The organism is Bacillus cereus group sp. MYBK101-2 (assembly GCF_051918845.1).
GTDB lineage: Bacteria > Bacillota > Bacilli > Bacillales > Bacillaceae_G > Bacillus_A > Bacillus_A paranthracis.
Genome location: NZ_JBQAIE010000001.1, coordinates 26,216 through 51,629 on the forward strand (window position 1 = coordinate 26,216; position 25,414 = coordinate 51,629).

The following is a 25,414-nucleotide window of genomic DNA, read 5'->3' on the forward strand; positions in this document are numbered from 1 at the left end:
TATGGAAGAAAGAAGTTGTTACATTCATGCGTCCACCTTTAACAAAGTCTATATCACTTGAAGATTTCCAAAACTATTATTGGTTAAAAGAAGAACTTCAAATATTTTGTCGTGAGCATGGGTTACCAGCTAGTGGCTCTAAGATTGAAATAACCGAGCGTATCTCACATTATTTATATACTGGTAAAATATTAAAAAACAGCTCTGGTCAAAAGATGAGTAAAACTTCCCTCTCTTATAAAGAACTTTCTCTTCAAACGATTATTACTAACAATCACCGCTGTAGCGAAGATGTTCGTGCTTTTTTCAAAGAAAAAATTGGAGCAAACTTCCGCTTTACAGTAGCTCTTCAAAAGTTTTTTAAAGAGAATGTTGGAAAAACATATGAAGACGCGATAACATTTTGGTATGAAGAAAACGAACGTAAAAAAGACCCTACATATAAAACAACGATCAGCGCGCAGTTTGAATACAATCGTTTTACTCGTGACTTTTTCGAAGATCCACATAATAAAGGAAAATCAAAAGCTGATGCTATCGCTGCTTGGAATGAAATAAAAGCAAAACGTGGTAGCAATGCTTATGTTCCTCAAAAAGTAGAAAACTAGTTCCTTTCTAGTCTTCTACTTTCTCAAATAATAGTGCAAGACCTATCCCGCCCCCTATTCCTAACGTCGCGATTCCGTATTTCATACGCTCTCGTTTCGCCTGATAAAACAAGCGCGTTACAAGCATAGCCCCAGATGCACCGTACGGATGACCGAGCGCAATTGCACCACCATTTACATTTAATTTTTCATACGGAATTTGTAACTCCTTTGCACAAGCTACAACTTTTGAGGCGAATGCTTCATTTATTTCAAAATAATCGATGTCCTCTACTTTCATATTCCTTTCGTTTAATAATTTGTTCACCGCAAACATCGGACCAGTCCCCGGAAGATTTGGGTCTACTCCAACTACAGCACTACGAACGAAACGAAGGACAGGCTTATATCCTAATTTTCGAGCTTGCCCCTCTTCCATTACAAGAACAGCACATGCCCCATCATTGACACCACACGAATTACCTGCCGTTACTGTACCATTTTGTAAAAATGCAGGTTTAGTTCTTTTAATCATTCGTTCATAATTCATTTCTGGCTTTATAGATTCATCTAATAATCCATGAAAAGACAATATTTCATCATGTATATATCCTTTTTCTAATGCTTGCAGTGTTCGTTTATAACTGAGGCAAGCATACTCATCTTGCATTTCTCTCGTGATGTTATAACGTTCTGCAACATATTCAGCCGCTACTCCCATATTAGGATCGCCAATTGTTTCTGGTGAAAATCGCGCCCTATTTTGAAAAGGTGACACACTTGTACTCTCTACTCCTCCGGCGATATAGCACTTACCGGCCCCCCCTTGAATGAAATGACATGCGGTGCGAATCGCTTCCAATCCGGCACCACATTGCCGGTCAATCGTTACACCCGGAATATGATGACTAAGCCCTGCTTCTAAAGCAGATAATCTCGCAACATTCCCTCCTGGCCCAACAACATTCCCTAATATGACATCGTCTATTGCTCTCTCCATTCCTTTACTTAAAAATGTAAGAAGCGGCGCTGCTAATTGCTGAACTTCATAGTCTTTTAACATCCCATTCTTCTTACCAATAGGTGTCCTTTTCGCTTCTACAACAACTGCTCTATTCATATATTTTCTCCTGATTTTCAATGATACTTTTTGCTTCCATACGAGCGATTTTCCCGCTATTTGTATACGGTATTTCATCTACAAAATACCATTCTTTCGGTATTTTAAAAGAGGATAATCGTTGTAAGCAAAAACTCTTTAATTGTTGCCTCGTAGCACTTCCTTTTACAATCGCGACAGGTTTTTCACCCCAGTAACTATCTTCCACACCAATTACAACTATTTCATCAACAGCTGGATGTTCATGTAATACGCTTTCTATTTCTTCTGGGAAAATATTAATTCCTCCAAATAAAATCATATTCTTCTCTCTACCGACAATATAAATAAATCCTTCTTCATCTTCATAACCTACATCTCGCACTGTCATCCAGCCATCTGCAGTCAACTCTGGAATTAAAATCCCATCTAATATGTATCCCATAAAAAACTGATCACTTTTCACATAAACAGTTCCTATCTCACCTTTCTGTACTTCTTCTCCTGCTTCATTACATATTCGCACTTGCACATTGTGGCAAGATTTCCCTACTGAATTTGGCCTTCTATTACTCTCTTCATCAACTAGCGCTGTTACAAAGCTTAACTCCGATGCACCGTAAAATTCATATCTTTTCGCATAAGGAAATATACTCTTTATTTTTTCTTTCGCTTCAGCTTCCCACTTCGCTCCTGACGAAATTATTTTCATTTTATTTTCTATTACTCTATTTTCTTTATATAAAGATTCCAGCATTGTTGGTACGGTATACATGACCGAAATATTTTCAGTTTCTAACTTATCCAACACTTGTTTTGGAATAAACTTCCTCATAATATGCACCGTTTGCCCTACATATAATGCACTGATTGCGCCGTATAAAAAAAGAGAATGAACGAGTGTCCCAGCTATTAAAATAGAATCTTCTTCTTTCATATGAAAATCATGTATATTGCAATCGAAACTATGAACCCACGATTGTTGCGCACGTAAAAATGCTTTTGCTTTTCCAGTTGATCCTGATGTGAATCCCATATAAAAAGGAGCATTTTGTACATTTTTTACGGACTGATATGCAGGAAGATAATGCTCTATCATTCTTTTCCACTCATCAATTTCTATTACTCTTCCTTCTTCACCAGGTAGATCATTTACCTTATATCGCTCTGTCACAATCACATCCGGATTACTGATTGCAATCCTTTCTTTAAGCTCATCCTGTTTCCACCTTATATCTAATGGTACACAAATCCATCCGGCCATAGCAGCACCAGCGAATAGTTGTAAAAACTCTATACGATTTTCTAATACGATTGCTATCGTTTTATTCTTTGACTTTTTTTCATCCAACCAGTTTACTACTTTACACACTGACTCAAACCACTCTTTATATGTTAAAACTCGATCATTTTCCTTTATTGCTATTTTATTCGGTTGTACAGAGGCATGCTTTTTATATTCTTTTGTAATCCCCATATGAGACGTCCTTTCTTGACAAAATAATAAAAAGAAACACGTAATGAACGTGTTTCTTCTCTTTCTTATCCCGCTTTTGTATATTTCCCACTCTTTAAAGCAGGCGTAATAATATGTTTCAATGAACGATGTAATTTCGTTACAAGAATTGCTGCTATAATTGCTTTTATGCAATCACCTGGTAAAAACACAACACTCACTTTCATCGTTTCCCATACAGAAATATCCATTACGAAAGCTTGCACAAGGATACCAAATACATAAACTACGAAAATACCACCAATTATATTAATACATAATACTTTTATAATAGAAACTTCACGTAAACGCTCAATTAAATACCCTATGACAAACGCTCCAACAATATAACCAATTAAATATCCTGCACTTGGTCCAACAAATACGCCAAAGCCACCACGTCCACCAGCAAGTAATGGCGCTCCAACTCCTACAATAAGTAAGAAAATAAGCTGGCTTAATGCACCAAGACGTGATCCTAACAATCCACCAGCAAGCATAACACCAAGTGATTGTAATGTAATTGGAACTGGTGTAATAGAAAGAGCAATTGGAGGTATTAACCCTAACACTCCCATAATAGAACTAAATAGAGCGACGAAAACTAAGTTTTTTGTATTCATATTTGCTTCTCCTATTTGTAAACTCAAAATGATTTTTAGATAACATATTATAGGAGTTATATTATCTTTCTATCTAGCATTTGTCAACTTATTTTTAAAATAGGTTTACAAATATAAATTCCATTATTTCTCTTTATGCAAATGCTCGAGTTCTTTCCGAAGCGCCTGTTTTAAAAACTTCCCAACAGATGTTTTCGGTATTTCTTCCATAAATACAATATCGTCTGGTAACCACCACTTTGCAAACTGTGGTTTTAAAAACTCATATATTTCTTCTTTTGTTACTGTACTATTTTTCTTTTGAACGACACAGGCAACTGGTCGCTCTTGCCACTGCGGATGAGGAACGGCAACGACAGCCGCTTCAAATATAGCATCATGTGCCATTAACGCATTTTCAAGGTCAACAGAGGAAATCCACTCGCCTCCGCTTTTAATCACATCTTTCGTGCGGTCGACAATTTTTATGCAACCTTCCTCATCGACTGTGACAACATCTCCTGTATATAACCATCCATCGCGAAAGCCTTCAACAGTACGATCATCGTTATAATAGTTTTCAGCGATCCACGGTGCTCGTAAACATAGTTCTCCCATCTCCGTACTATCCCACTTCACTTCACCATTTGTACCGACTACTTTCATCTCTACACCAGGGACAAGATATCCTTGTTTTGAGCGGATTTCTAATTGCTCTTCATATGATAATTCTGTTTCATAACTTTTTAAACGTGCAAGTGTTACGAGTGGGCTTGTTTCGGTCATACCATATGCATGGATGAACGGAACATTATGTTTCTGTTCAAATGCTTTAATAACACTCTTCGGTGCAGCTGCACCACCGCATAGTATTCTCGTCATACTAGATAAATCGTAACTATTATTTTCTAACTCTTGTAATACACCAAGCCAAATTGTCGGCACACCAGCAGCTAACGTCACTTTTTCAGTTTGAATCATTTCTAATAAAATTTTCGGCGTAAACATCGGTCCTGGAAGAACTTGTTTTGATCCAAACCAAGTAGCTGCGAAAGGTAGTCCCCAAGCATTCACATGGAACATCGGTACAATAGCCATTGCCGCATCACTTTCCGATAAAGCAGCTGTATCTGCTAAACCGAGTGCCATACAATGCAGTACAGTACTACGATGCGTATATACAACACCTTTTGGATTTCCTGTAGTCGCTGACGTATAACACATACCAGCAGGTGTATTTTCATCAATATCTTTTACAAATTGGAAATTTGGATCGCCTTCTTCTAATAGCTTTTCATAATGATATACAGGTTCTAGCGTAGTATTTGGAAGTTCATCTTTATCAGTCATAATAATGTAGGCTTGTACAGTTGATAATTCAGATTGAATTTTTTCAACAAGTGGTACAAGATCTTCATCAATAAGTAGAATTCGATCTTCTGCGTGCTGAATAATGTATGAAATATGTTGAGGAGATAAACGAATATTAATTGTGTGTAAAACGGAAGCAATACCAGGAATAGCAAAATACGCTTCCACATGTCGATGATGATTCCACGCTAACGTTCCTATACGCTCGCCTTCTTTAATTCCTAATTTTTTCAACGCACTGGAAAGCCTTCTCGTTCTTTCACCTAACTGCTTATACGTTAATGTCATAACTGTGTCATGTGTCCGTGAAACAATTTCTTTCTTCGAAAACAGTTTTTCTGCTCTTTCCATCATAGAACTAATTGTTAGCGGTACATTCATCATCATATTGGTTACATCCCCCTTTAAAGCGTTTTCATTTTTTGTTTATTATAACAGACTTCTACAAATAATCACGACATTTTTCTGTATTTTCTGAATTATTTCTTTGGAAATAATTCAGAAAATACTAAGAGAAAACACATTAAAACTCCTTCTTACGATATATAAATACCGAAATAACAAAAGAAAAGATATATATGATAACGCCAAATATTGTATATAGAATTGAAACGTATACAGATAAATTTAAATTTGATATTGGAAATTGTTCTATTAGATAGCCAATTACACTTTGTAATCCAAAATAAGTTACAAGTCCCCCGCATGCGCCCCCAATTGTAATAGCATCAGATTTTTCTGCTCCAAAAACATAGAGAAGTGGGTAGGCTATTGCTCCGGCATTAAGGATGATGAATGTCCCTAAAGAAACACTCTTAAATATCTCATCATCAATTGGCGTATCTGAAACGAAACTATGTACATAAAATATGCCATATGATAATACAGTACCAATAATTACAACTAAAAAATAGAAAAAGTAGTGACTTTGCACAATATTACTTCTAGTAACCGGTAAAGTAAGTACATATTTTTCATAACCTGACTTACTCTCATATTTAATAACTTCAAGTGCAGGAATTGCAGCAAATAAGATAATGAATGTAGCAATTAAACGGTACATTGAAGCATTACCAAAATAAAAAACAAATCCCGATCCTAATATCGCTATTCCCATGAACGTAAAGAAAGTTCGATACACTAGATAATAGTTTGTCAATAATAAACCTTTCATTTATTTTTCACTCCTTGTTAATAAAACACTTATTTCTTCTATTGAAATGGTTCTATGAGCGATCCCATTTGGTAATTTATGCACATCTGATACAAGTACATTGAAATAAGAGCCATTATTCCTTTTCACCACAACTATATCTTTGTTAATTAAAGTTAGTTGTTCCTCATCAACATCTACAATGGCATAATTGTTCAAAACCTTATTCTTTTCTTCATTCAATAAAATTTCTCCATCTTTTATAATGATAAGATGGCTAGCTATTTTTTCTACATCACTCATAATATGAGAAGAAAGTAGTATACCACCATTACTTTTACTCACAAAACTTTTTAACTCCTCTAATACCTGCTCCCTAGATGAAGGATCGAGACCTCCCGTCGCTTCATCTAGGATTAATAATTTTGCATTATGTGACAGCGCAACAGCTATAGTTAGTTTCATTGACATTCCACGCGAGAATTTACCTACTTTCTCATTAGTAGGTAAAGAGAAAGAATGAACTAATCGGTAAAATTTTTCTCTATCCCAAGATTCAAACATCTTTTCAAAAACTTTATTTAGTTGTTTTATTGTAAGATGAGCCGGGAGATTCATAGCATCAAATACGACTCCTATCTTTTCCTTAATCTTGGCATCTTTATTTATATTTTCTTTACCAAATATTTTTACTGTACCATTATCTTTAGAAATTAATTGTAATACTGTTTTAAAGGTTGTTGATTTCCCAGCTCCATTGTTACCAATGAATCCAACAATTGATCCAGACGGCACATTGAAAGAAACATCTCTTAAAACAACTTTATTTCCAAATGATTTACTTAGATTTTCAATTTCTAGAAGATTTGACATCATTACACTCCTATCTTAACTTTTCATAAAAATATGTTTCCTCCTATTAAAAATTATCCACCTTTTCTCTCACTTTCTTTTTCAGTTTAAAAATAAGACGATTACTATATTCTTTATTTTCTACTAAAATTCGATACGCCTCTAATACTCCTAACACACGAACAAAAAGATAAACTCCGATAGCAATAAGTACAACACAGTAAGGGTAATACTGCACTAATTCCCCTGAAGTGATATGCTTTTTCTCAAACAAAAACGGGATTGCGCCTGCAGCTATAAAACAAAATCCAACGATCATTACTGCAGCATACTTTTTCTTAATAATCGCATATCTTTTTGTGAATTCTTTTAGAAAGTTTTGATCAAATAATAATTCTTCTTTTTTTAATACATTGTATCGACTCTCTTCTATCGTTACAGGTACCATCATTGCTCCAATTCCAAAGACAGCAATGATAATGACAAGAAACGTAGACATTGTTACATCTTCTTTAAATAATAAATATGGTATTGTAGATAAAATGAGCAAACTAAATCCTAACGCAATATATTTAGAAATTTTTTGTCCATACACTATATACCCTTCTGCCATTTCCTTGCTTACGTAATAACCATTTTCCTTTTCGTTACTTTGTTCAACATTTTCTTTTAATAAGTAATCAAGAGATACTTCGAATACATTTCCAATCATTATTAATTTTTCAGTTTCAGGAAACCCTTGACCATTTTCCCATTTACTAACTGCTTGCCTTGTCGTGTTTAATTTCTCAGCTAACGCTTCTTGAGAAAGGCCTTTTTCCTTTCTTAATTTAAAAAGCTTTTCACCAAATCCCATATGTGTGTCCCCCTCCGTTTTCTTAACTAAATTGTATGTAAACATAGCCCTTATCTCTATCTTCCCGCGGTTGCACTTTGTCAACTTACGGTTGCGATTATGTTATATAGCGGTTTTGTATACGATTTAGCTATTTTTCTTCTAAAATTATGATGTTAATAAACCACTACTTCTTAATAACCAATTATAGAAATTAAAGGTAATTATTGCTACAAAAAAATAAAAACTCCCTTATTCATTGAAAGGAGTTTTTAATATAAAATATTTCATTTATTCATATATCTTTCTCGAGATATACAATATCTTTTCGTGTCACGATACTTACCTTTAATGAACATATCCTTTTAAATCGTGCACTCGTACTCCATATTCAAACGTTTCATTATTTTTTCAGATGCTTCATTTTCTGAATCACATTCCGCTTCAATACTATTAAGATGCAACTTATGAAAACCATAGTAGAAAAAAGCTAACACAGCCTCGATAGCTAATCCTCTTCCCCAATATTTCCGAGATAAGGCGTATGCAATTTCTGTTGTATGTACGGTCAAATCATATTTTATAAATCCACACGTTCCTATAAGTTTTTGCTTCTCTTTTAACACAATTCCAAGAGGCGCTACTTGTCCTTCATTATATTGACTCACAATTTCTTCTATATAGTTATATGTGTCACATAACGATTGATGAGCATCCCATACAGTATAAGTTGTCATCTCTTTATCTGCAGCATACTCATATATATGTAAACTATCACTCATATTAATTTCCCTTAATATAAGACGTTTCGTATACAATGTTGGATATGACCACTTCTCAATAATCATAACGGCTTCTGCTTAAACTTTTCGTAATGTCGTACTTTTAATAAAAGGACATTTCCGCAATCTGTACAAATATAAGCATCTACTGGTGAAGATGTAAACATCGTCTCCTTTTTCCGTATTTGTGCATAACCGACAAACTCACCTTCTCCTATGTTATGAGAACCACAATTAGAGCATGTCTGCACGTCTTTCTGTTTCATGAGAGCACCACCTTTAATCTGTTTCCACTCCCTTCGACAGTCCACTTCCATTTCCCTTCCAAAAAACTTCATATTCTCTTACATTTCAACAGGAATATCAGAACAAACATCGTATATGTACTATGAAATATATTTACTGACGGAGGAATTATATGAGTACAATTATGACGCCCAATACAGCACAAGAAATAGAAAACGCAGAAATAAATATGCTTTCTTCTAGATTAGAGGCACTACAAGCGATAAAAGAAAATCCAATGCAAGTACAAATAGAACAATTCGGAAGTGCCACCGCCTTTTCATCAAAAGTAATTGCTGGTCCTGCTTTTAATACGATAAAAGGTATTACAAATACAACTCAGATAGATGAAATCATCTCTTATTATCAATCACTACAAATCCCTTGTCGTTTTGAAATTACGCCAGCGCAAGGTACAGCTGAACTATTTCAATACTTATCTGAAAAAGGTTTTTATCAATCTAGCTTCCATACCGCTTTATATAGTACACCGCGAGAAGATCCGTCCCTTGTTCCTTCTAACATTTCAGTACGCAAATTAAAAGAAAATGAGTTTGATGTTTTTGCAGACATATATGTACGTGGATTTAACATGCCATCCTTTACAAAAGATGGTGTGCGCCAAAATAACGAAATTCTCTACGATAAACCAGGATGGCATTTTTTCATAGCTGAAGTTCAAAACATTCCTGCGGGCATTGGTGTCCTGTATATAAATAAGGGTGTCGCATCATTAGCTGCTTCTGCTACTTTGCCAGAATTTCAGCGTAAAGGCTGTCATACTGCCTTAATTCAAAAGCGAATTGAGACAGCTATTGAATCCAATTGTCATTTAATAGTCGGACAAGCAAGATTCGGTAGCAGCAGTCAAAATAATATGGAACGTGCCCATATGAAGATCGCTTATACAAAATCAATCTGGACCGCCAAAAACATATAATTAACATTCTTTCTCTTCTCATTACAACTTTATACACTTTATGACAATTCCTTTTCAACTCTATTAATCATTTGAATATTCAAACTAAATCTGTTACGCTATTGCTAGATACATCATTCAACTTGCAATATGAAAAGAGAATTCTAATCAAACTACAAGGAGGAGAAATGTATGACTAAACATGATCATGGTTTAAAAGAAAAAGTAGAAGGTGCTATTGATAAAGTAAAAGGCGAAGTAAAAGAAGTTGTCGGGAAAGTAACTGACAATAAAAAATTACAAGCTGAAGGAAAATGGGATAAAGTAAAAGGCACTGCTAAAGATACTGTCGGTAATGTAAAAGAAAAAGTTCATGAATATAAAGAACATAAAGAGAATAAATAAAAGAACGAAAATGTATGGTTGTGCAAGTAGTAAGTGACTAGGTCTGAAAAAAGAGAATTTGCCCCATAAAATCATTTTAAAACGACAAATAGATGCCTCAAGGCATCTATTTGTCTATAAACAACTATTTTAATTATATAATCACTCTGATCTTTCCTTACTAACCTTTTCTAACATAATGCCTTTGCTACATACAGTAAAGGCTTACTTTGTGAAATTTGGTTTTAGGTCACCTGTATACGGTTCATGCTCAACAAAGATTTTTATATCTTTTCCATTCGCATCTTTCCCCATTCTTGTATACGTAAATTTCTCTTTATTTAATTCTGTAAGTTCAAGAACTGCACCGTATTTATTATTTCCTAACGAAACGTGGGCTCTTATTTTATTATCATGTACAACATCAAAGAAACCATAGTCTCCACGACTTTCTCCTGTATTCACATTAAAAAACTCATATTTATTTGTATTTTTATCATATTTTGCTAGACTGATTAAGTTTGAATTGTATTTTGTTACATTATTACCTTGTTCATCTAATACCACCGTTCCATTCCATAGTGTACTAGATAATATTTTATCTCCATCAACATCCGTAACTATTTTACCCGTCGAGCTCTCTAAATTTTTATCAGGTCGCGTGAAAGATAGCTCTTTTTCTTGATAAGGAATATGTTCAACAAATACTTCTACATCGTTCCCTTTTGCATCTTTCCCCATTCTTTTATATGTAAATTTCTCTTTATCTAATTGCGTTAATTCAACAACTGCTTGGTAATTTTGCGTCTCAGAAATTAGTACTCTTTTCTTTCCATCATTCGTTATAAAAAAGGTACCGCTATCATTACGACTCTCTCCTGTACTTGCATTAAAAAATTCATACCTTGCCGTTTTAGCATCATACTTTGCAAGCCCGATGAAATTCTGATTTTCTTTCGTTACATCATTATGATCTTTGTCATAGACTTTTGTCCCTTGCCAATTTGTTTCACCAAGTATGCTAGCTAATAGTTGCCCTTTCGTTTCTTGAGTTTTCTCAGTTTCTTGTATTGCATTGTATAAAAATTGTGCATACTGTTCACGCGTCACATCCATATTTGGAGCAAAATTCCCTCCGCCTACTCCTTTTGCAATATTATTTGTTTGAACAGCACTAATGGCATTGCTTGCCCATGAGTTCGTTGAAACGTCATTAAAAGTATGATTACTCTTTGCCTTTAAATGAAAAGCATTTGTAAGAACTTGTGCCATTTCTGCACGTGTTAAGGATGCCTTCGGTCTAAAGTTCCCGTGCTCGTCACCCTTAAAAACGCCCATTTCTGTTAAAGACAAGATTTCCTTTATATAGCTTGTCGACTCTTCACTTACGTCCCCATATGGATTCTCATAATTTTTCTCTTCTGCCAAATTAAAATAACGATACAGTAAAGCTGCAACTTGTTCACGTGTCACGTTATCTCCAAAACCAAATCTCCCATCATCATAGCCGAAAATGATTTTCTCGCCTGTTAATTGCTGAATCGCCTCATATGCCCAGTGCCCCTTTGGAACATCTTTGAATACCCCAGTATGATTCGTGTTTGGTGTAACTACTTCTGCTTTCACCTCTCCAGTCGTTTCACTTAATAGACTTCCACCTAAAACTGCTGATATGATACATGTTTTTAAAATTGTTTTATTCATAGCTTCCCAATCCCTTCCTTCATTTAACAAATAATTACACAACTTTTCTTTCAAAAGAAGATTCTATGTGCGCAATTTATGTTATAAATTTTGATTACAGCTAATGGAATACAAAGTGTTACACATCCAAATTTCTTATTTGTAGTATCAATAGCTGCTATATATAGGAATTATAAATAACAACTATAAATTGCCCATAAACAAATTATTAAAAAAAGATAAAATTAAGATTATATATTTTTAATCTCAATCTTTTTATAAAAAAACGTTCCTTTTGGCAAAAAGATGGCTTGAAATTAAATGTTCATTCCATTTTTTTGTTTATGCTATTATGATAAAAGAAAGAATATTTCGAAATAACAAACCTGAATTTGGGCAGAAATGAGGAAAAGAAATTGAATATTGAGCAACAATTATATGATGTGGTGAAACAGTTAATTGAACAAAGATATCCAAACGATTGGGGTGGAGCCGCAGCGATTCGTGTAGAAGATGGAACAATTTATACAAGTGTTGCTCCAGGCGTAATAAATGCTTCAACAGAACTTTGTATGGAAACAGGTGCAATTTTAGAAGCTCATAAATTTCAAAAGAAAGTTACACATTCTATTTGTCTTGCGAGAGAAAATGAGCATTCTGAATTAAAGGTACTCTCGCCTTGTGGTGTATGCCAAGAACGTTTATTTTATTGGGGACCAGAAGTACAGTGTGCGATTACAAATGCTAAACAAGATATTATTTTTAAACCTTTAAAAGAGTTGCAACCATATCATTGGACAGAAGCATATCATGATGAAATGGCAAAAGAATGGAGTACGAGATAGAGGAATAAGTTTCATTATTTTCCTGATGACAATAAAAAAATGTCACGGCCTTTTCCAAATAAAACATCGAAAAAGGCCGTGACATAACACTTATTTTATAATTGACGGAAGTTTACTTCCCTTCACTTTTTTCTAACACATACAAATCTTCTTCAATATTAGATAATTTCTCTGTTACAAGCTTTCTAGCATCTCCAATCGCTTGATTGTATGCAAATGGTCCTACTAATTTAATCATTTCTTCTATTAAACGCTCTGCTTGGAAGCGTCCAATTTCATCTAAATCTTCCTCAACGAAAAATTGCTGAATTTGTGCTACTAGCTCTTCTTTTTTATCATTTGGTATTTTTATATTCATCATCATTTATTACTCCTCTATATTTAGGATAGTACGTTTCTTAACTCTACCATAGAAAAACGCTTTCCAGGGCAAGTTTTTGTAACTCCTTCTAGCTCTCTATGACCGAGTATATTTTCTTTCTTTATAGCAAACTGCTTCATAAACATTTTACATAAAGAATATAATGCATTCATTTGTGCGGTAGTTGGATCATATTTATCAAAATTACCCGTCATACATATTCCAATTGTATCTCTATTATTATCTTTCGCATGCGCTCCAATATGTAAACCACGTCCTTCGACTACAGTTCCATCTGCTTCGATAAAATAATTATAACCAATCCCGCTCCACCCTCTTACTTTTTGATGAAATTCATGTGTTTTATACACATCCCATCCATCTTCGGATGTGTGGTGGATAATCAGTTTATTTACTTTTTCTAAAGGAACTAATTCATCTTGAAATGTTAAATTAACACATTTAATTTCCATTTGAACATCCTCCCTTACAATTCAATAATCATAATTGTTTTATCATCTGGTCTTATTCTCTTTTCCCCTTCTAGTTCTTCAATAATTGCTACATATTCATTTATACTATTCTTTCTTATATATGCAACAGTTTGTTCGAGTGACCAATCTGGGTGGAATAATCCGTCTGAACAAATAAAAACCCCGCTTACTTCATCTATATGTAATTCCCCATGCTGTAAATAATGAATCGCTTCTTTCATTCCGTTTGCAACGGAATACCCCCCCTGCATATTTGCAAGATAACGATTATATTTTAACTGTTCTCGCACATCTTGAAAAACATGTTCTTCTGGTACAGATACCCCTTCTTTACGATCTTCTTCTCTTTTCTTTTTTGCTCGTTTACTAATTCCTTCGACCGTGTCTTTCGTTAATACTTGCATCGTTCCATTTTGAAGTATTGCAACAATCATACAGTCCCCTAATTGTGCATATTCAATTTTCTCACCAACTATTTGGACTGCCGCGATACATGTGCACCACAAATGCTCTTTCTTTCTCGTATCTACTCCATATGCTAACATTTTTCTTTGCAATGCTTCATTTGCTTTTGCAACAGCAACTTGTAAACTATGATTTTCGCGAAATGAATTAAAATAACTTGCAAATAAATGTGAAGCGATGTATGCTCCATTATGTCCCTTTTCATCACGAAACGGGACAAGTGGTGTTGCGCCGTCACATACACCATAAATCTTTTTTTCTTCATTACAAAAATAAGAATCCTCACATTCTTGCTTCAACGGGCTTTTCTGTTGATATGTTTTTATCTTCATAACTGTATCCCCTTCCAAATGATAAAATACTCAAATTCTTTTGATTAATCTAATTTTCCGAAATAAACTGTTTTTACCCAAAACTTTCAATATCATATATAATCTTGAAATAATATGAATTTTTCAGTGAAGGACGGGAAAGAGATGGTCAGATTTCTTGGTGTTATTATTGGTTCTATTATTATTGCGATTGCCTTTAATCTTTTCCTTATCCCCCACAAAATTTTAAGTAGTGGAATTGGCGGAATTGCTATTATTTTAGGGATTGTAACTCCTGTAAACACAGGTATTATTAACTTTGTATTAAACTTACCTATCCTTATTTTAGGATACATAGGTCTTGGAAAAAAAGTCATTTTTAACACGATTATCTCTGTGATTGTATTATCTGTTGCATTATACTATGTTCCAGTGAAAGTCGTAGCAACAGATCCACTTTTATCATCTATCTTTGGTGGTGTTATTGCCGGAGCTGGTATCGGTCTTGTTTTTAACTGTAATGGATCAACTGGTGGATTTGATATTATCGGTATGTTGTTGTCTCGCAAAAGAGATATTAAACTTGGCGGATTCCTTATTGTTTTAAATGCAGTCGTTGTAATCATTGCAGGATTCTTCTTCACTTGGGATGTTGCTCTTACAAGCTTACTTTCGATTTATGTAACTGGTAAAGTTATTGATGCTATTCATACGAAACATCGGAAGGTTACACTTATGATTGTAACAAATGAAGCAGAAAAAATGAAAAAACAACTTCTTTCAACTGTTGTACGTGGCATTACATTACTTGATGGCGAAGGTGCTTATTCTAGCGAAAAGAAACGTGTACTTATGACAGTCGTTTCTCGTGAAGAATTAGCAAGTATGAAATTAACAATTTCTGAAATTGACCCTCATGCATTCGTTAACATTACAGAAACGGTTGAAGTATTAGGATTGTTTAGAAAAGGTTAAAAAACTAGGTGGATTTCCACCTAGTTTTTATTTTCCATAAATTCAATTCGATTTCCGAACGGATCTGACACATAAAATCGAATTACATCTGGTCGTGCATGATCATCTATTACTTCAATGCCTTGCTGTATTAACGCTTGTTTAAATTCATCTATTTTTAAAACATAAAAAGCCGGATGTGCCTTTTTAGCTGGGGTAAAGTTTTGCTCAACTCCGATATGAATCTCTTGATTTCCACACTTAAACCAGCACCCACCGCGCTTCTTTAATTCCTCTGGCTTTGGGATTTCCTCCATACCAATTTTATTACTATAAAACTCTCGCGCTTCTTCTTCACACCCTACAGGCGCAGCTACTTGTACATGATCGATACCTTGAATATAATTTCTCATTTTCTCTCCCCCTCTTCTACCCTAATGTTATAAGGAAAACCTACTCCTGTAACTTACAAATGATTTATAAAACAATATAAGCTCCCCTTATTACCACCCTATACGCACTTTTCCAAAATAAAGAAAACAAAATTTATTATATAACTTCCATTTTTTATAGAAATACACATTACATCTATATTATAGTTATGAATAGACAAATCTTTTTAGATGCTATTTGTACGGAGGAACTATTATGAGTCGTAAAAAATATTCATCAACTCAAAGAAAACGTCATCCGAACATTTCTAGACGTTTACGGAACCATATACAAGATCGTTCATTAACAGAAATGTATGCATCTCTGTTCGAACACAATCCTGATAGTATTATTTCATTAAATTTAGAAGGAATTATTATACACACTAATCCTTCTGCCGAAAGAACACTAGGTTACACTTCTTCAGAATTAGAACGAAAAAGCATTACCTCTATTTTAGAAGCTCATATTTCTGAGCAAGTATTACAAAATATAAAGAACACTAAAGCTGATAATCAGCACGAGTATATATTATCTATTTATCATAAAAATGGATTTTTATTAGACGTCGTGACAAAACTAGTTCCTATTTTTGTCCAAAATCGTCTAACTGGCGTATATGCCATTATGAAGCCTCTTGAAAAATCAGAAAGAATTGAGAAAAAGCTTAAAGAAAGTGAGAAGAGGTTGCGTACATTAGTAAACTCCATGCCTGCATTTGTTATATTTAAAGATCATGAAGGGCGCTGGCTTGAGGCAAATGACTACGCACTTTCTTGCTTCAATTTCCATCATGTACCTTACCACGGAAAAAAAGATAGTGAACTCATTCAATATAATGAAGCGTACCGAGAAGCTTTTTTACATTGTGAAGAAGTCGATGAATTAGCATGGCAACAAAGACAAATTCTTCATGGTGAAGAATTTATTATTCATAGAGATGATTTCGACCTAATCTTAAGTATATCGAAGGTTCCTCTCTATCACCCTGACGGCTCCCGTAAAGGTCTTATCGTAATGGGAAGAGATATTACTGAGCTAAAGGAAACGGAAAAGTTATTACGAAAATCTGAAAAGCTCGCCGTAGTCGGACAACTGACAGCTGGAATTGCTCATGAAATTCGAAATCCACTCACTTCTCTAAAAGGTTTTCTAACATTGCTACTCCCTGAAATAAATGAGGAGCAGAAGTGGTATATCGATGTTATGTTAAGTGAAATTTCACAGATGGAATCTATCACGAGTCAATTTATGGCGATGTCTAAACCACAAGTATTAGCAATCCAAACTTGTAACATACAAACTTTAATTGAAGAGGTAGTTACATTTATTTTACCGACTGCTATTATGCACAGCGTTCATATCATTATGGACCATTTTGATTACGTATATGATATTCAATGTGACGGTAACCAATTAAAACAAGTTTTTATAAATATATTAAAAAATGCGATTGAAGCAATGCCAAATGGCGGAAATATTTTCATCCAAACAAAACCATTAGAGGGTAATTTCATCTTAATACGGATCATCGATGAAGGTTGCGGTATCCCAGAAGATCGTATCTCCCGTTTAGGCGAACCGTTTTATAGTTTAAAAGAAAAAGGCACAGGGCTAGGATTAATGATGTGTTACAAAATAATTGAAGAACATCATGGTAAATTACACATTTCAAGTGAATTAAATAAAGGTACGGTCGTTGATATTCACCTACCACTTTCTTCACCTCACCTTGCAATCCAGTCTTAAATAATAAAAGAAGCATCTGCTAATCGTTAGCAGATGCTTCTTTTATTATTTATACTTATAGAACTGTTTTTCCATACCATTCTTTTGCTTTTTCTACTTCACCCATCGTTAATTGATGTCCTCTATTTTCCCAATGCATTGTTACATTAGCGTTTGCATTTTCTAATAGTAGCTTCAATTCCTCTGACTCAGAAGATGAACAAATTGAATCATTTGTCCCAGCAGCAATAAACACGGATTTCCCAGCTAAATTAGGCAATTGTGTTCCTCTTCTAGGCACCATTGGGTGATGAAGCACAGCACCTTTTAACGCATTTTCGTAATGGAATAATAAGCTTGCCGCAATGTTTGCTCCATTTGAATACCCGATAGCTACAATGTTATTTCTATCAAATTCATATGCTTTTGAAGCTTCATCTAAAAACTCATTTAATTCCTTCGTACGGAAAATCAAATCTTCTTCATCAAAAATGCCTTCTGCCAATCTACGGAAGAAACGTGGCATGCCATTTTCTAATACATTTCCTCTAACACTTAATACAGATGCTTCCGGATCAATTATTTCTGCAAGTGGTAATAAATCTAATTCATTACCTCCTGTACCATGAAGTAATAGCAATACTGGTTTTGACGTATCTTTTCCTTTTTGAAAAATATGTTTCATCATAATCCTTTTCCCCTTTCAATCACTTTAATCTAAATGTCTCACTTCAAATGGTAAAAGCGTTTGTTCAATCTGTTTTCTATGTTTTTCATATTGTTCCGGTAACTTTAATTCCTCACCCATCGTCTCTAACGATTCATCATGAGCGAAACCAGGGGGATCTGTTGCAATTTCAAATAAAATTTCACCGTGTTCTCTAAAATAAATTGCGTTAAAATAATTTCGATCTTGTACAGGAGTTACGTGGTATCCAAAACGGGACACATGCTCTTTCCAGTCTAGCTGATCATCATCGTCACTCGCTCTCCAAGCAATATGATGCACTGTACCAACGCCCATTTGGCCACGACCAATTGTCGATAATCTCAAATCAATAATATTTCCAATATTAGCAGAAGAACGGAATCGAACAAATTCGCCCTCTTCCCCAATTTTCTCAAGACCCATAACGTGCTCTAACAGTTCGGCTGTTTTTTGAGGCTGCGTTGATAAAAGAACTGCACCACCAAATCCTTTAATTGCTACTTCTGGCGTAACTTCTCCAAAAGTCCAATTATTTAATTCACCCTCTTCTCTTTCTACTAATTCTATATGCAAACCATGTGGATCATCAAATTCTAAATACTGCTCTCCAAATCGAGTCATTTTTGTATACGAAACATCGAATTTTTCTAATCTATTTTCCCAAAACTGCATTGCCCCTTTTGGTACAACATAAGAAGTGATTCCTACTTGACCGTCACCAATAACTCCTTGACGAGCACCTGCCCATGGGAAAAACGTAATAATTGTTCCCGGTTTTCCTCCTTCATTACCAAAATAAAGATGGTACGTACCTGGATCATCAAAATTCACTGTTTGTTTTACTAAACGTAAACCTAACACACCAGCGTAAAAATCTACATTTTCTTGTGGATGTCCTACGATTGCTGTAATGTGATGAATTCCCATTGTTTTCTTTTCCATTTCGTCCACTCCTTTTTATTCTATTATAAAAATTGCTTTACATTAAAATTCATTATTCATTTTGTCCATACTGCCTAGTAAAATCCGTCATGATAATTTTATCTCGAATTCGAGATATTAATTATAAAATTACACATTAACGTTTAACTTATCGAAATTATCTCGATTTCAAGATAGTTTCCAAAAAATTTACTCACTTTAATACCATAATCAGTGGGGGGCTTACCGCCCATTAAAGTGGGATAAAACGTGATTTAGAATATCATTTACCTCGAAATTAACACTTATTATAAGTTACTTACTTTTCTTTGTCAACAAGTTACTTATTTCATTTAAAATGAAAAGGGAGTAAACACTATTCACCGTTTACTCCCTTTTCAAATCATTTCGTTTCTTCTTCCAGCACTGCTTCCATCTCATTAAATTCACGATGAATTGCTTTAACTGGTTCTTTCGTTACTAAACTTACGATAATAACAGCTAATAAACTACAGAAGAATCCAGGTACCATTTCATACATAGTCGCTTTTAAACTTGGAATTTGTACCCAAGTAATTACAACTACTGCACCAACAATCATCCCAGCAAGAACGCCCCATTTGTTCGTTCTTTTCCAATATAAACTTAATAAAATGGCAGGTCCGAATGCTGAACCAAATCCTGCCCAAGCATAACCGACGAGTGTTAAAATTGTATCACTTGGATGATACGCTAAAACAACTGCGATCATAGCTACTACTAAAACTGACAGTCTACCGATAAATACAAGTTCTTTATCACTTGCGTTACGACGGAAAAATGTTTTATAGAAATCTTCCGTTACTGCACTTGAAATAACAAGTAATTGCGAGGAAATACTACTCATTATAGAAGCTAATATAGCTGACAATAAAAACCCAGTAATGTACGGATGGAATAAAATGTTTGAGAATGTTACAAAGACCATTTCTGGGTCTTGTAATGTCCCATTATTTTTAGCATAGTAGGCGATACCAACCAAGCCAGTAAGCATTGCACCTATAATGGAAATCGCCATCCAACCGATACCGATTCTACGAGAAGTTTTCAAATCTTTAATAGAGGTAATTGCCATAAAGCGGACAATAATATGTGGTTGACCAAAATACCCAAGGCCCCATGCTAAAAAGGAAATAATACCAAGAATTGTGGTCCCTTTAAACATGTCTAAATGCGATGCATCAACTTGCTTAATCGTATTGTATGTCTCTGTTACACCACCGACATCTGTAAAAGCAACAATTGGTACTAATACGAGAGCAATAAACATAATACACCCTTGCACAAAGTCGGTCCAACTTACTGCTAAAAAACCACCGAATAGTGTATAAGCAACTACGACACCGACAGTTACAAATAAACCAATTTTATAATCAAGGTTGAAAGAATTTTCAAACAAACGTCCACCTGATACTAAACCAGCCGACGCATAAAATGTGAAAAATACTAAAATGACGATAGCGGAGACAAAACGAAGTATTTTCGTACGATCTTTAAATCGATTCTCTAAAAAGTCTGGAATCGTAATTGAATCATTAGCCACTTCTGTATACGTTCGCAAACGCGGGGCAAGAATTAAATAGTTTGCATAAGCACCTATTAATAAACCTATCGCAATCCATACACTTGATAACCCTGTCGCATACATCGCACCAGGTAATCCCATTAGCATCCAACCACTCATGTCAGAAGCACCAGCTGATAAAGCTGTAACTGCTGGACCGAGTCCCCTTCCGCCTAACATATAATCTGATAAATCGGATGTCTTCTTATAAGACCAATAACCGATATACAACATACCTGCCATATAAATAGCAAGCGAAACCATAATCTCAATCTTCACCAAATCTCTCCCTTAGTTACATAAGCCATTCAAAATTTCGAAAAATGACTTTTTCTATTTTCTTGTTTTCGCTTATGGTTCCCTACCTTAACAAACATTTTTTGTTCTTTCAAGTGAACAGGTGTTTTTTACTGCATGTGAAAACCTTCATAAACGCCTTTATCCCAGTGGATTACCCGGTTTTTAAAAAGAATTAAAGTAAAAATATTCAGAAAATAAAACACCTATTTTTTTAATAAAAATAAGCCATACAAATGTATGACTTTTAATCTATTAAACATAGCTTACTTCTATTTACTAGTAGGAAACAATTCTGAGAGAGGAACTATCCGCCCCATCTCATCTTTAAATACAATATGATCTCTCTTTAAATGACGTGGACTCTTTACTCCCGCTGCTGCTGCTAACGAAAACAAACTATATCTCATACTAATAATATAATTCATAACTCGCCACTTCTTCTCATACGGATCTAACGCTTTTTGATAGTGCGGATTCGTCGTGGCAACACCAGATGGACATTGGCCAGAATTACATTGAAGCGCCATAATACAACCGCTTGCCATCATAAAACCACGTGCCGAGTTTACAGCATCTGCACCAATCGCTAAAGCAATTGCCACTTTATCTGGTGTAATTAATTTCCCCGAGGCAAACACTTTGAATTTATCACGAACACCATACTGATTCGCTGTATCAATACATGTCAGTAGCGCTGGAATAAGCGGCATCCCCATACTATCTGCCATCGATTTATATGTTGCTCCTGATCCACCTTCTGAACCGTCAATTGTAATAAAATCCGGATAGATATTTAACTCTTTCATCGTTTTAAATAAATCTTCCAACGGCTCCTGCTGTCCAATTACAATTTTCATACCGATTGGTTTCCCGCCAGTTTCTTGCAAACGCTGAATAAAATAAAGTGTATCTGCTGCATTGTTCAAAAATGAAAATCGATTCGGAGAATTAATCGTCTCTCCTACTCGTACATTCCGAACAGAAGCAATTTTCTCATTTACTTTTTGCCCCTCTAAATGACCACCACGTATTTTCGCACCTTGCCCAAATTTCAATTCAAATGCTTTAATATTACTTTCTTTCACTTTCTCCATAAATTTCTCCATTGAAAAATTCCCGTCCTCATCACGGTATCCAAATAGCCCTGGACCAATTTGCGCCACGATATTCGCCCCTGTATGTAAATGTTCTGGAATAACGCCACCTTCACCAGTATTAATCCACGATCCGCCTGCCATTTTCGCTCCAAAGCCGCTCGCTAAAATATAATTTTCGCCAATCGCACCGTAAGAAGTTGCTGATGCCCCAAACATGCCATACAGTTTCCACGGATATTTACGATTTTCGCCGACGATAATTGCATCGTCTTCTTCGTATAACCAAAGATTCGTTGTATCCGCTGTCAATTTTTCTCTCCGTGAAAATAATCCTTCTTTATGAATCACATACTTTTTCCCTTCACGTTCTTGCGTTACGTTCACACTTAATTCTTCTGTTAATACCGGAAACAACGTATTAGCAATATAATAACCAGATGCTTCAAAATCTCGTTTCGACCCAAAACCAAGTATTTCAGAGCGATACTTCGCTAAAAACATAACACTTTGAAAATCGTAACGTGAAAAAGGTTTTCCATCTGTATCGTGATCAAACCAATATTGTCGGAATTCCGGCCCTATCTTTTCCAATAAGTAACGCATTCTTCCTAAGTATGGATGTAATTTTAAAATAGAATGATGCGTCCGTTTTTTTATAAAAAATGTGATAATAAAAAAGACGATTAAAAGCAACATTAATAATAGTAATATACTAATAATAACGAGTAGCGTTTCACTCATCTCGCTTCCCCCTATGAAATTCCATAATAAAAGGAGAACACTCCATGTGTTCTCCTTTTATCTTTATTCAAATTAATGTAGCAAGATGCTCTTTCGCGTCATATTCAACTAAACTTTCAGCATGTTTAATTCGATGAACAAAATCTGGATTAGCAATTAACGGTCTTCCGAATGCAGCTACGTCAATTGTTCCTTCTTGCAGTGCTTCTTCTGCCTCTTTCGGATTTAAATTACCAACTCCAACAATCGTACCATCCCAATATTTTCTTACTAATTGATGAAAATTCTTTCCGTCAGCAATCACTTGCGTATAATTCATCGTTGAAGGGTGAATCATCGTTAATCCAACTTCTTTAAACATATTTACGAATGTTTCAATTGCCAGCTCAGGGTTTTCCCACATATAAGTAGGATTATCCCCTTTAAAAGCAGAGAAACGAAGAAGTGTTTTATCAGCTCCAACTGCTTCTATTACAGCCTCAGTTACTTCTTTCATAAACGTTAACCTTTGCTTTAAGTCACCGCCATATTTATCAGTACGCTTATTAGCAAACTCATAAGTAAATTGATCAATTAAATATCCGTGTGCACCGTGAATTTCTACCCCATCAAACCCAGCTTCGATCGCGTTTTTCGCAGCTTGTGCGTATTGACTGATAACTTCTTGTATTTCTTGTAACGTCATTTCTTCTGGCGTATCAAATGGTTTACGAAAACGCGGAACATTCCCTTCTGCAGCGATTGCAGAAGGCGCTTGCGGCATTTGCCCACCTATTATTTCGTGATGACTCATACGTCCAACATGCCATATTTGAGCAATAATCGTCCCGTCTTCTTTATGTACTGCCTCTGTAACAGGCTTCCACGAATCGATTTGTTCTTGTGTATAAATTCCTGGTACTCCTGGATTCCCTTTTGCTCTTGGGCTAATGACGATTCCCTCTGTAATAATGAATCCAACTCCATCAGCTGCACGCTTTCTATAATACTCAACTACGTCAGCACCAACGACTCCCGTTTCATGATTCGCGAAACATCTCGTCATCGGTGCCATTGCTATACGATTACGAAGAGACCAAGATCCAATTTGAATCGGATCAAACAACTTCGTTTCTTCAATGTTTTCAAAAGATCCCCAAGCGTTTATATTTGTTCCTTCATAAATACTTGCCGCTTTATTATTTGAACTTGTCATTTTTCTTCCCCCTAAAAATATTCTTACTATAATCGCATCATACTTACTTTTAGATAGTAACGTCAATTTATACGCTCTAACCACAAAACATTCGAATATCAAACAAATAGAATGCTATAAAATGAAACTTTAATCAGTGGGGGGTGTTCATCCCACCACTGATTATTAGCCCTCACCAATCGGGCTTTTACGGGTAGTTGATCCCTACCTAACTCCTTTGCTTCCGCTAAATTTTGAGGTGGGGGTCTTACTGCCCGGCAAATAGCGGGATAAATCAACTAAAAAGGTTTCCTTAGTAGGAAACCTTTTTAGTTGACCATATATGGGTATCAATTTCTTTATCTCTTCACATATAAAAAATCCCTTATCAATAGAAGTGGAAATGGTTCAGTATTCTTCTAAAAATAATAACTTATAAACCTAAAACAATGAAAGCCCTACCTCTCTTTCATCCTTACGGCTCCTCGTCCGTGCCAGTGTGAATCAGGATTGCAAAAATCAAGTAACTATTCTATCGAAGTGTTTCATTAAACTTCGAACAATCGTAAAAGAATTAAAAAATAAAAATGGATTTGATTGTAGTAATAACAAAAGAGGTTAATGCTCAAAAAAGTGGTTTAAAAGAGTTGAATGTCTTTGAAATGATTGATTGTCTATAATTTTGTCCCCAAAAAATTCAGAATCTTTTTTGGGATGCAATACATTATTTGTAATAAACCTTAACAAAAGCTTTTTATTTGATTTTCTGTGATACCTTCAATTAATCCTAGTTCACTAATCAAAAACTCATGTGCGTTATCTAACATTTTCTTTTCGCTTGCATTAAGTGCTTTTTCTTTCTGTATACGCATTAAATCACGCACAACTTCAGCACCTTCTTGCATTTTACCCGTTTTTATTTTATCAGTGTTCAATTTATATCTTTGTTTCCACGTAAGTAATCTATCTGATTCTCCATGTTGAAAAATATCTATTATGTGTATTAATGCCGTGATATCCGTTACTGGTCGTATATTTGAACTCAATATTTTCCCTTCAGGAATCATTATTTCCATATTACTAGCCGACATTTTTATAACATAATATTGTTGTTTTTTTCCTGCGATTTCCTTCTCTTCTATGGCTTCAATTATACCTGCTCCTTGCATTGGATAAACAATGTTATCGCCAATTTGAAACAAATAATCCACCTCCATATATGGTAACCTTCT

Annotated in this window: 25 protein-coding genes and 1 pseudogene; 6 read left to right on the forward strand and 20 right to left on the reverse strand. The window is 34.9% G+C overall.

Going from position 1 to position 25,414, the window contains the following annotated elements; translation table 11 throughout:
• Nucleotides 1–26 precede the first annotated feature (26 nt).
• Nucleotides 27–608, forward strand: a complete 582-nt coding sequence (locus ACTFSI_RS00140; protein ID WP_265153422.1) for an SAP domain-containing protein — start codon at nucleotides 27–29, stop codon at nucleotides 606–608.
• Nucleotides 609–615: 7 nt separating this feature from the next.
• Here ACTFSI_RS00140 and ACTFSI_RS00145 read toward each other — a convergent pair whose 3' ends face one another.
• From ACTFSI_RS00145 to ACTFSI_RS00185, 9 genes and pseudogenes are all read right to left on the reverse strand, one after another.
• A complete protein-coding gene (locus tag ACTFSI_RS00145) occupies nucleotides 616–1,707 on the reverse strand; it encodes an acetyl-CoA C-acyltransferase (RefSeq protein WP_440045180.1) in 1,092 nt (363 codons plus the stop codon).
• Complete coding sequence (locus ACTFSI_RS00150) at nucleotides 1,700–3,163, reverse strand: acyl-CoA synthetase (protein WP_440045181.1); 1,464 nt, start codon at nucleotides 3,161–3,163, stop codon at nucleotides 1,700–1,702. Before ACTFSI_RS00150 ends, ACTFSI_RS00145 begins: the two co-directional genes overlap by 8 nt.
• A 65-nt stretch (nucleotides 3,164–3,228) precedes the next feature.
• Nucleotides 3,229–3,804, reverse strand: a complete 576-nt coding sequence (locus ACTFSI_RS00155; RefSeq protein ID WP_044793417.1) for a biotin transporter BioY — start codon at nucleotides 3,802–3,804, stop codon at nucleotides 3,229–3,231.
• 123 nt (nucleotides 3,805–3,927) lie between these two features.
• Nucleotides 3,928–5,541, reverse strand: a complete 1,614-nt coding sequence (locus ACTFSI_RS00160; RefSeq protein ID WP_044793418.1) for a long-chain fatty acid--CoA ligase — start codon at nucleotides 5,539–5,541, stop codon at nucleotides 3,928–3,930.
• 136 nt (nucleotides 5,542–5,677) lie between these two features.
• Nucleotides 5,678–6,328: an ABC-2 transporter permease gene (locus ACTFSI_RS00165; protein WP_440045182.1), complete on the reverse strand. Its 651-nt coding sequence runs from the start codon at nucleotides 6,326–6,328 to the stop codon at nucleotides 5,678–5,680.
• Complete coding sequence (locus tag ACTFSI_RS00170) at nucleotides 6,329–7,180, reverse strand: ABC transporter ATP-binding protein (protein ID WP_265153425.1); 852 nt, start codon at nucleotides 7,178–7,180, stop codon at nucleotides 6,329–6,331. It abuts the gene before it with no gap.
• A 46-nt stretch (nucleotides 7,181–7,226) separates the two neighbouring features.
• Nucleotides 7,227–8,015: a helix-turn-helix domain-containing protein gene (locus ACTFSI_RS00175; RefSeq protein WP_346749456.1), complete on the reverse strand. Its 789-nt coding sequence runs from the start codon at nucleotides 8,013–8,015 to the stop codon at nucleotides 7,227–7,229.
• 266 nt (nucleotides 8,016–8,281) lie between these two features.
• Nucleotides 8,282–8,842: pseudogene (locus ACTFSI_RS00180) on the reverse strand (GNAT family N-acetyltransferase).
• On the reverse strand, nucleotides 8,839–9,042 hold the full coding sequence (locus ACTFSI_RS00185) for a hypothetical protein (protein WP_000810208.1): 204 nt from the start codon (nucleotides 9,040–9,042) through the stop codon (nucleotides 8,839–8,841). The pseudogene ACTFSI_RS00180 and the gene ACTFSI_RS00185 overlap by 4 nt, the downstream one beginning before the upstream one ends.
• A gap of 152 nt (nucleotides 9,043–9,194) precedes the next feature.
• Here ACTFSI_RS00185 and ACTFSI_RS00190 point away from each other — a divergent pair, with 152 nt between their 5' ends.
• Together ACTFSI_RS00190 and ACTFSI_RS00195 are read left to right on the forward strand one after the other, a co-directional pair.
• A complete protein-coding gene (locus tag ACTFSI_RS00190; protein WP_265153427.1) occupies nucleotides 9,195–10,001 on the forward strand; it encodes a GNAT family N-acetyltransferase in 807 nt (268 codons plus the stop codon).
• 171 nt (nucleotides 10,002–10,172) lie between these two features.
• The gene (locus ACTFSI_RS00195; protein WP_000160409.1) at nucleotides 10,173–10,385 is read left to right on the forward strand and encodes a CsbD family protein; all 213 of its coding nucleotides are present in this window, start codon (nucleotides 10,173–10,175) and stop codon (nucleotides 10,383–10,385) included.
• 204 nt (nucleotides 10,386–10,589) lie between these two features.
• Here ACTFSI_RS00195 and ACTFSI_RS00200 read toward each other — a convergent pair whose 3' ends face one another.
• Nucleotides 10,590–12,068 (reverse strand): DUF4822 domain-containing protein, encoded by a 1,479-nt coding sequence (locus ACTFSI_RS00200; RefSeq protein ID WP_044793424.1) that lies wholly within the window; start codon nucleotides 12,066–12,068, stop codon nucleotides 10,590–10,592.
• A 395-nt stretch (nucleotides 12,069–12,463) separates the two neighbouring features.
• Between ACTFSI_RS00200 and ACTFSI_RS00205 the strand changes: the two genes are divergently transcribed.
• Nucleotides 12,464–12,892, forward strand: coding sequence for a cytidine deaminase (locus ACTFSI_RS00205; protein ID WP_001019674.1), 429 nt, complete (start codon nucleotides 12,464–12,466; stop codon nucleotides 12,890–12,892).
• 112 nt (nucleotides 12,893–13,004) lie between these two features.
• Here ACTFSI_RS00205 and ACTFSI_RS00210 read toward each other — a convergent pair whose 3' ends face one another.
• From ACTFSI_RS00210 to ACTFSI_RS00220, 3 genes are read right to left on the reverse strand one after another with little or no spacing between them, the layout of a single operon-like run.
• Nucleotides 13,005–13,256 carry a DUF2164 domain-containing protein gene (locus tag ACTFSI_RS00210; RefSeq protein WP_001983516.1) on the reverse strand — a complete coding sequence of 84 codons (252 nt, stop codon included), beginning with the start codon at nucleotides 13,254–13,256 and terminating at the stop codon, nucleotides 13,005–13,007.
• A 17-nt stretch (nucleotides 13,257–13,273) separates the two neighbouring features.
• Entirely contained in the window at nucleotides 13,274–13,726 is a 453-nt protein-coding gene (locus tag ACTFSI_RS00215) for a peptidoglycan recognition protein family protein (RefSeq protein ID WP_044793425.1), read from the reverse strand.
• Between the two features lie 14 nt (nucleotides 13,727–13,740).
• A complete protein-coding gene (locus tag ACTFSI_RS00220; RefSeq protein WP_044793427.1) occupies nucleotides 13,741–14,544 on the reverse strand; it encodes a protein phosphatase 2C domain-containing protein in 804 nt (267 codons plus the stop codon).
• Between the two features lie 144 nt (nucleotides 14,545–14,688).
• On the opposite strand from ACTFSI_RS00220, the gene ACTFSI_RS00225 reads away from it, so the two are divergent.
• Entirely contained in the window at nucleotides 14,689–15,498 is an 810-nt protein-coding gene (locus tag ACTFSI_RS00225) for a YitT family protein (protein ID WP_000251333.1), read from the forward strand.
• A gap of 20 nt (nucleotides 15,499–15,518) precedes the next feature.
• Here ACTFSI_RS00225 and ACTFSI_RS00230 read toward each other — a convergent pair whose 3' ends face one another.
• The gene (locus ACTFSI_RS00230; RefSeq protein ID WP_001246942.1) at nucleotides 15,519–15,890 is read right to left on the reverse strand and encodes a VOC family protein; all 372 of its coding nucleotides are present in this window, start codon (nucleotides 15,888–15,890) and stop codon (nucleotides 15,519–15,521) included.
• A gap of 235 nt (nucleotides 15,891–16,125) precedes the next feature.
• On the opposite strand from ACTFSI_RS00230, the gene ACTFSI_RS00235 reads away from it, so the two are divergent.
• Nucleotides 16,126–17,658, forward strand: coding sequence for a BA3702 family sensor histidine kinase (locus ACTFSI_RS00235; RefSeq protein ID WP_139896246.1), 1,533 nt, complete (start codon nucleotides 16,126–16,128; stop codon nucleotides 17,656–17,658).
• Nucleotides 17,659–17,713: 55 nt separating this feature from the next.
• Here the strand turns inward: ACTFSI_RS00235 and ACTFSI_RS00240 are convergent, their stop codons facing one another.
• The 6 genes from ACTFSI_RS00240 to ACTFSI_RS00265 all read right to left on the reverse strand — a co-directional run bounded on the left by ACTFSI_RS00240 (nucleotide 17,714) and on the right by ACTFSI_RS00265 (nucleotide 25,384).
• Nucleotides 17,714–18,325: an alpha/beta hydrolase gene (locus ACTFSI_RS00240; protein WP_000975439.1), complete on the reverse strand. Its 612-nt coding sequence runs from the start codon at nucleotides 18,323–18,325 to the stop codon at nucleotides 17,714–17,716.
• Nucleotides 18,326–18,349: 24 nt separating this feature from the next.
• Entirely contained in the window at nucleotides 18,350–19,288 is a 939-nt protein-coding gene (locus tag ACTFSI_RS00245) for a ring-cleaving dioxygenase (RefSeq protein WP_440045183.1), read from the reverse strand.
• 382 nt (nucleotides 19,289–19,670) lie between these two features.
• Nucleotides 19,671–21,149 carry a sodium/proline symporter PutP gene (putP, locus tag ACTFSI_RS00250; RefSeq protein ID WP_440045184.1) on the reverse strand — a complete coding sequence of 493 codons (1,479 nt, stop codon included), beginning with the start codon at nucleotides 21,147–21,149 and terminating at the stop codon, nucleotides 19,671–19,673.
• A gap of 290 nt (nucleotides 21,150–21,439) precedes the next feature.
• On the reverse strand, nucleotides 21,440–23,008 hold the full coding sequence (locus ACTFSI_RS00255) for an FMN-binding glutamate synthase family protein (protein ID WP_044793431.1): 1,569 nt from the start codon (nucleotides 23,006–23,008) through the stop codon (nucleotides 21,440–21,442).
• Nucleotides 23,009–23,075: 67 nt separating this feature from the next.
• Complete coding sequence (locus ACTFSI_RS00260; protein ID WP_440045185.1) at nucleotides 23,076–24,203, reverse strand: alkene reductase; 1,128 nt, start codon at nucleotides 24,201–24,203, stop codon at nucleotides 23,076–23,078.
• Nucleotides 24,204–24,922: 719 nt separating this feature from the next.
• Entirely contained in the window at nucleotides 24,923–25,384 is a 462-nt protein-coding gene (locus ACTFSI_RS00265; RefSeq protein WP_440045186.1) for a CarD family transcriptional regulator, read from the reverse strand.
• Nucleotides 25,385–25,414: the final 30 nt, after the last annotated feature.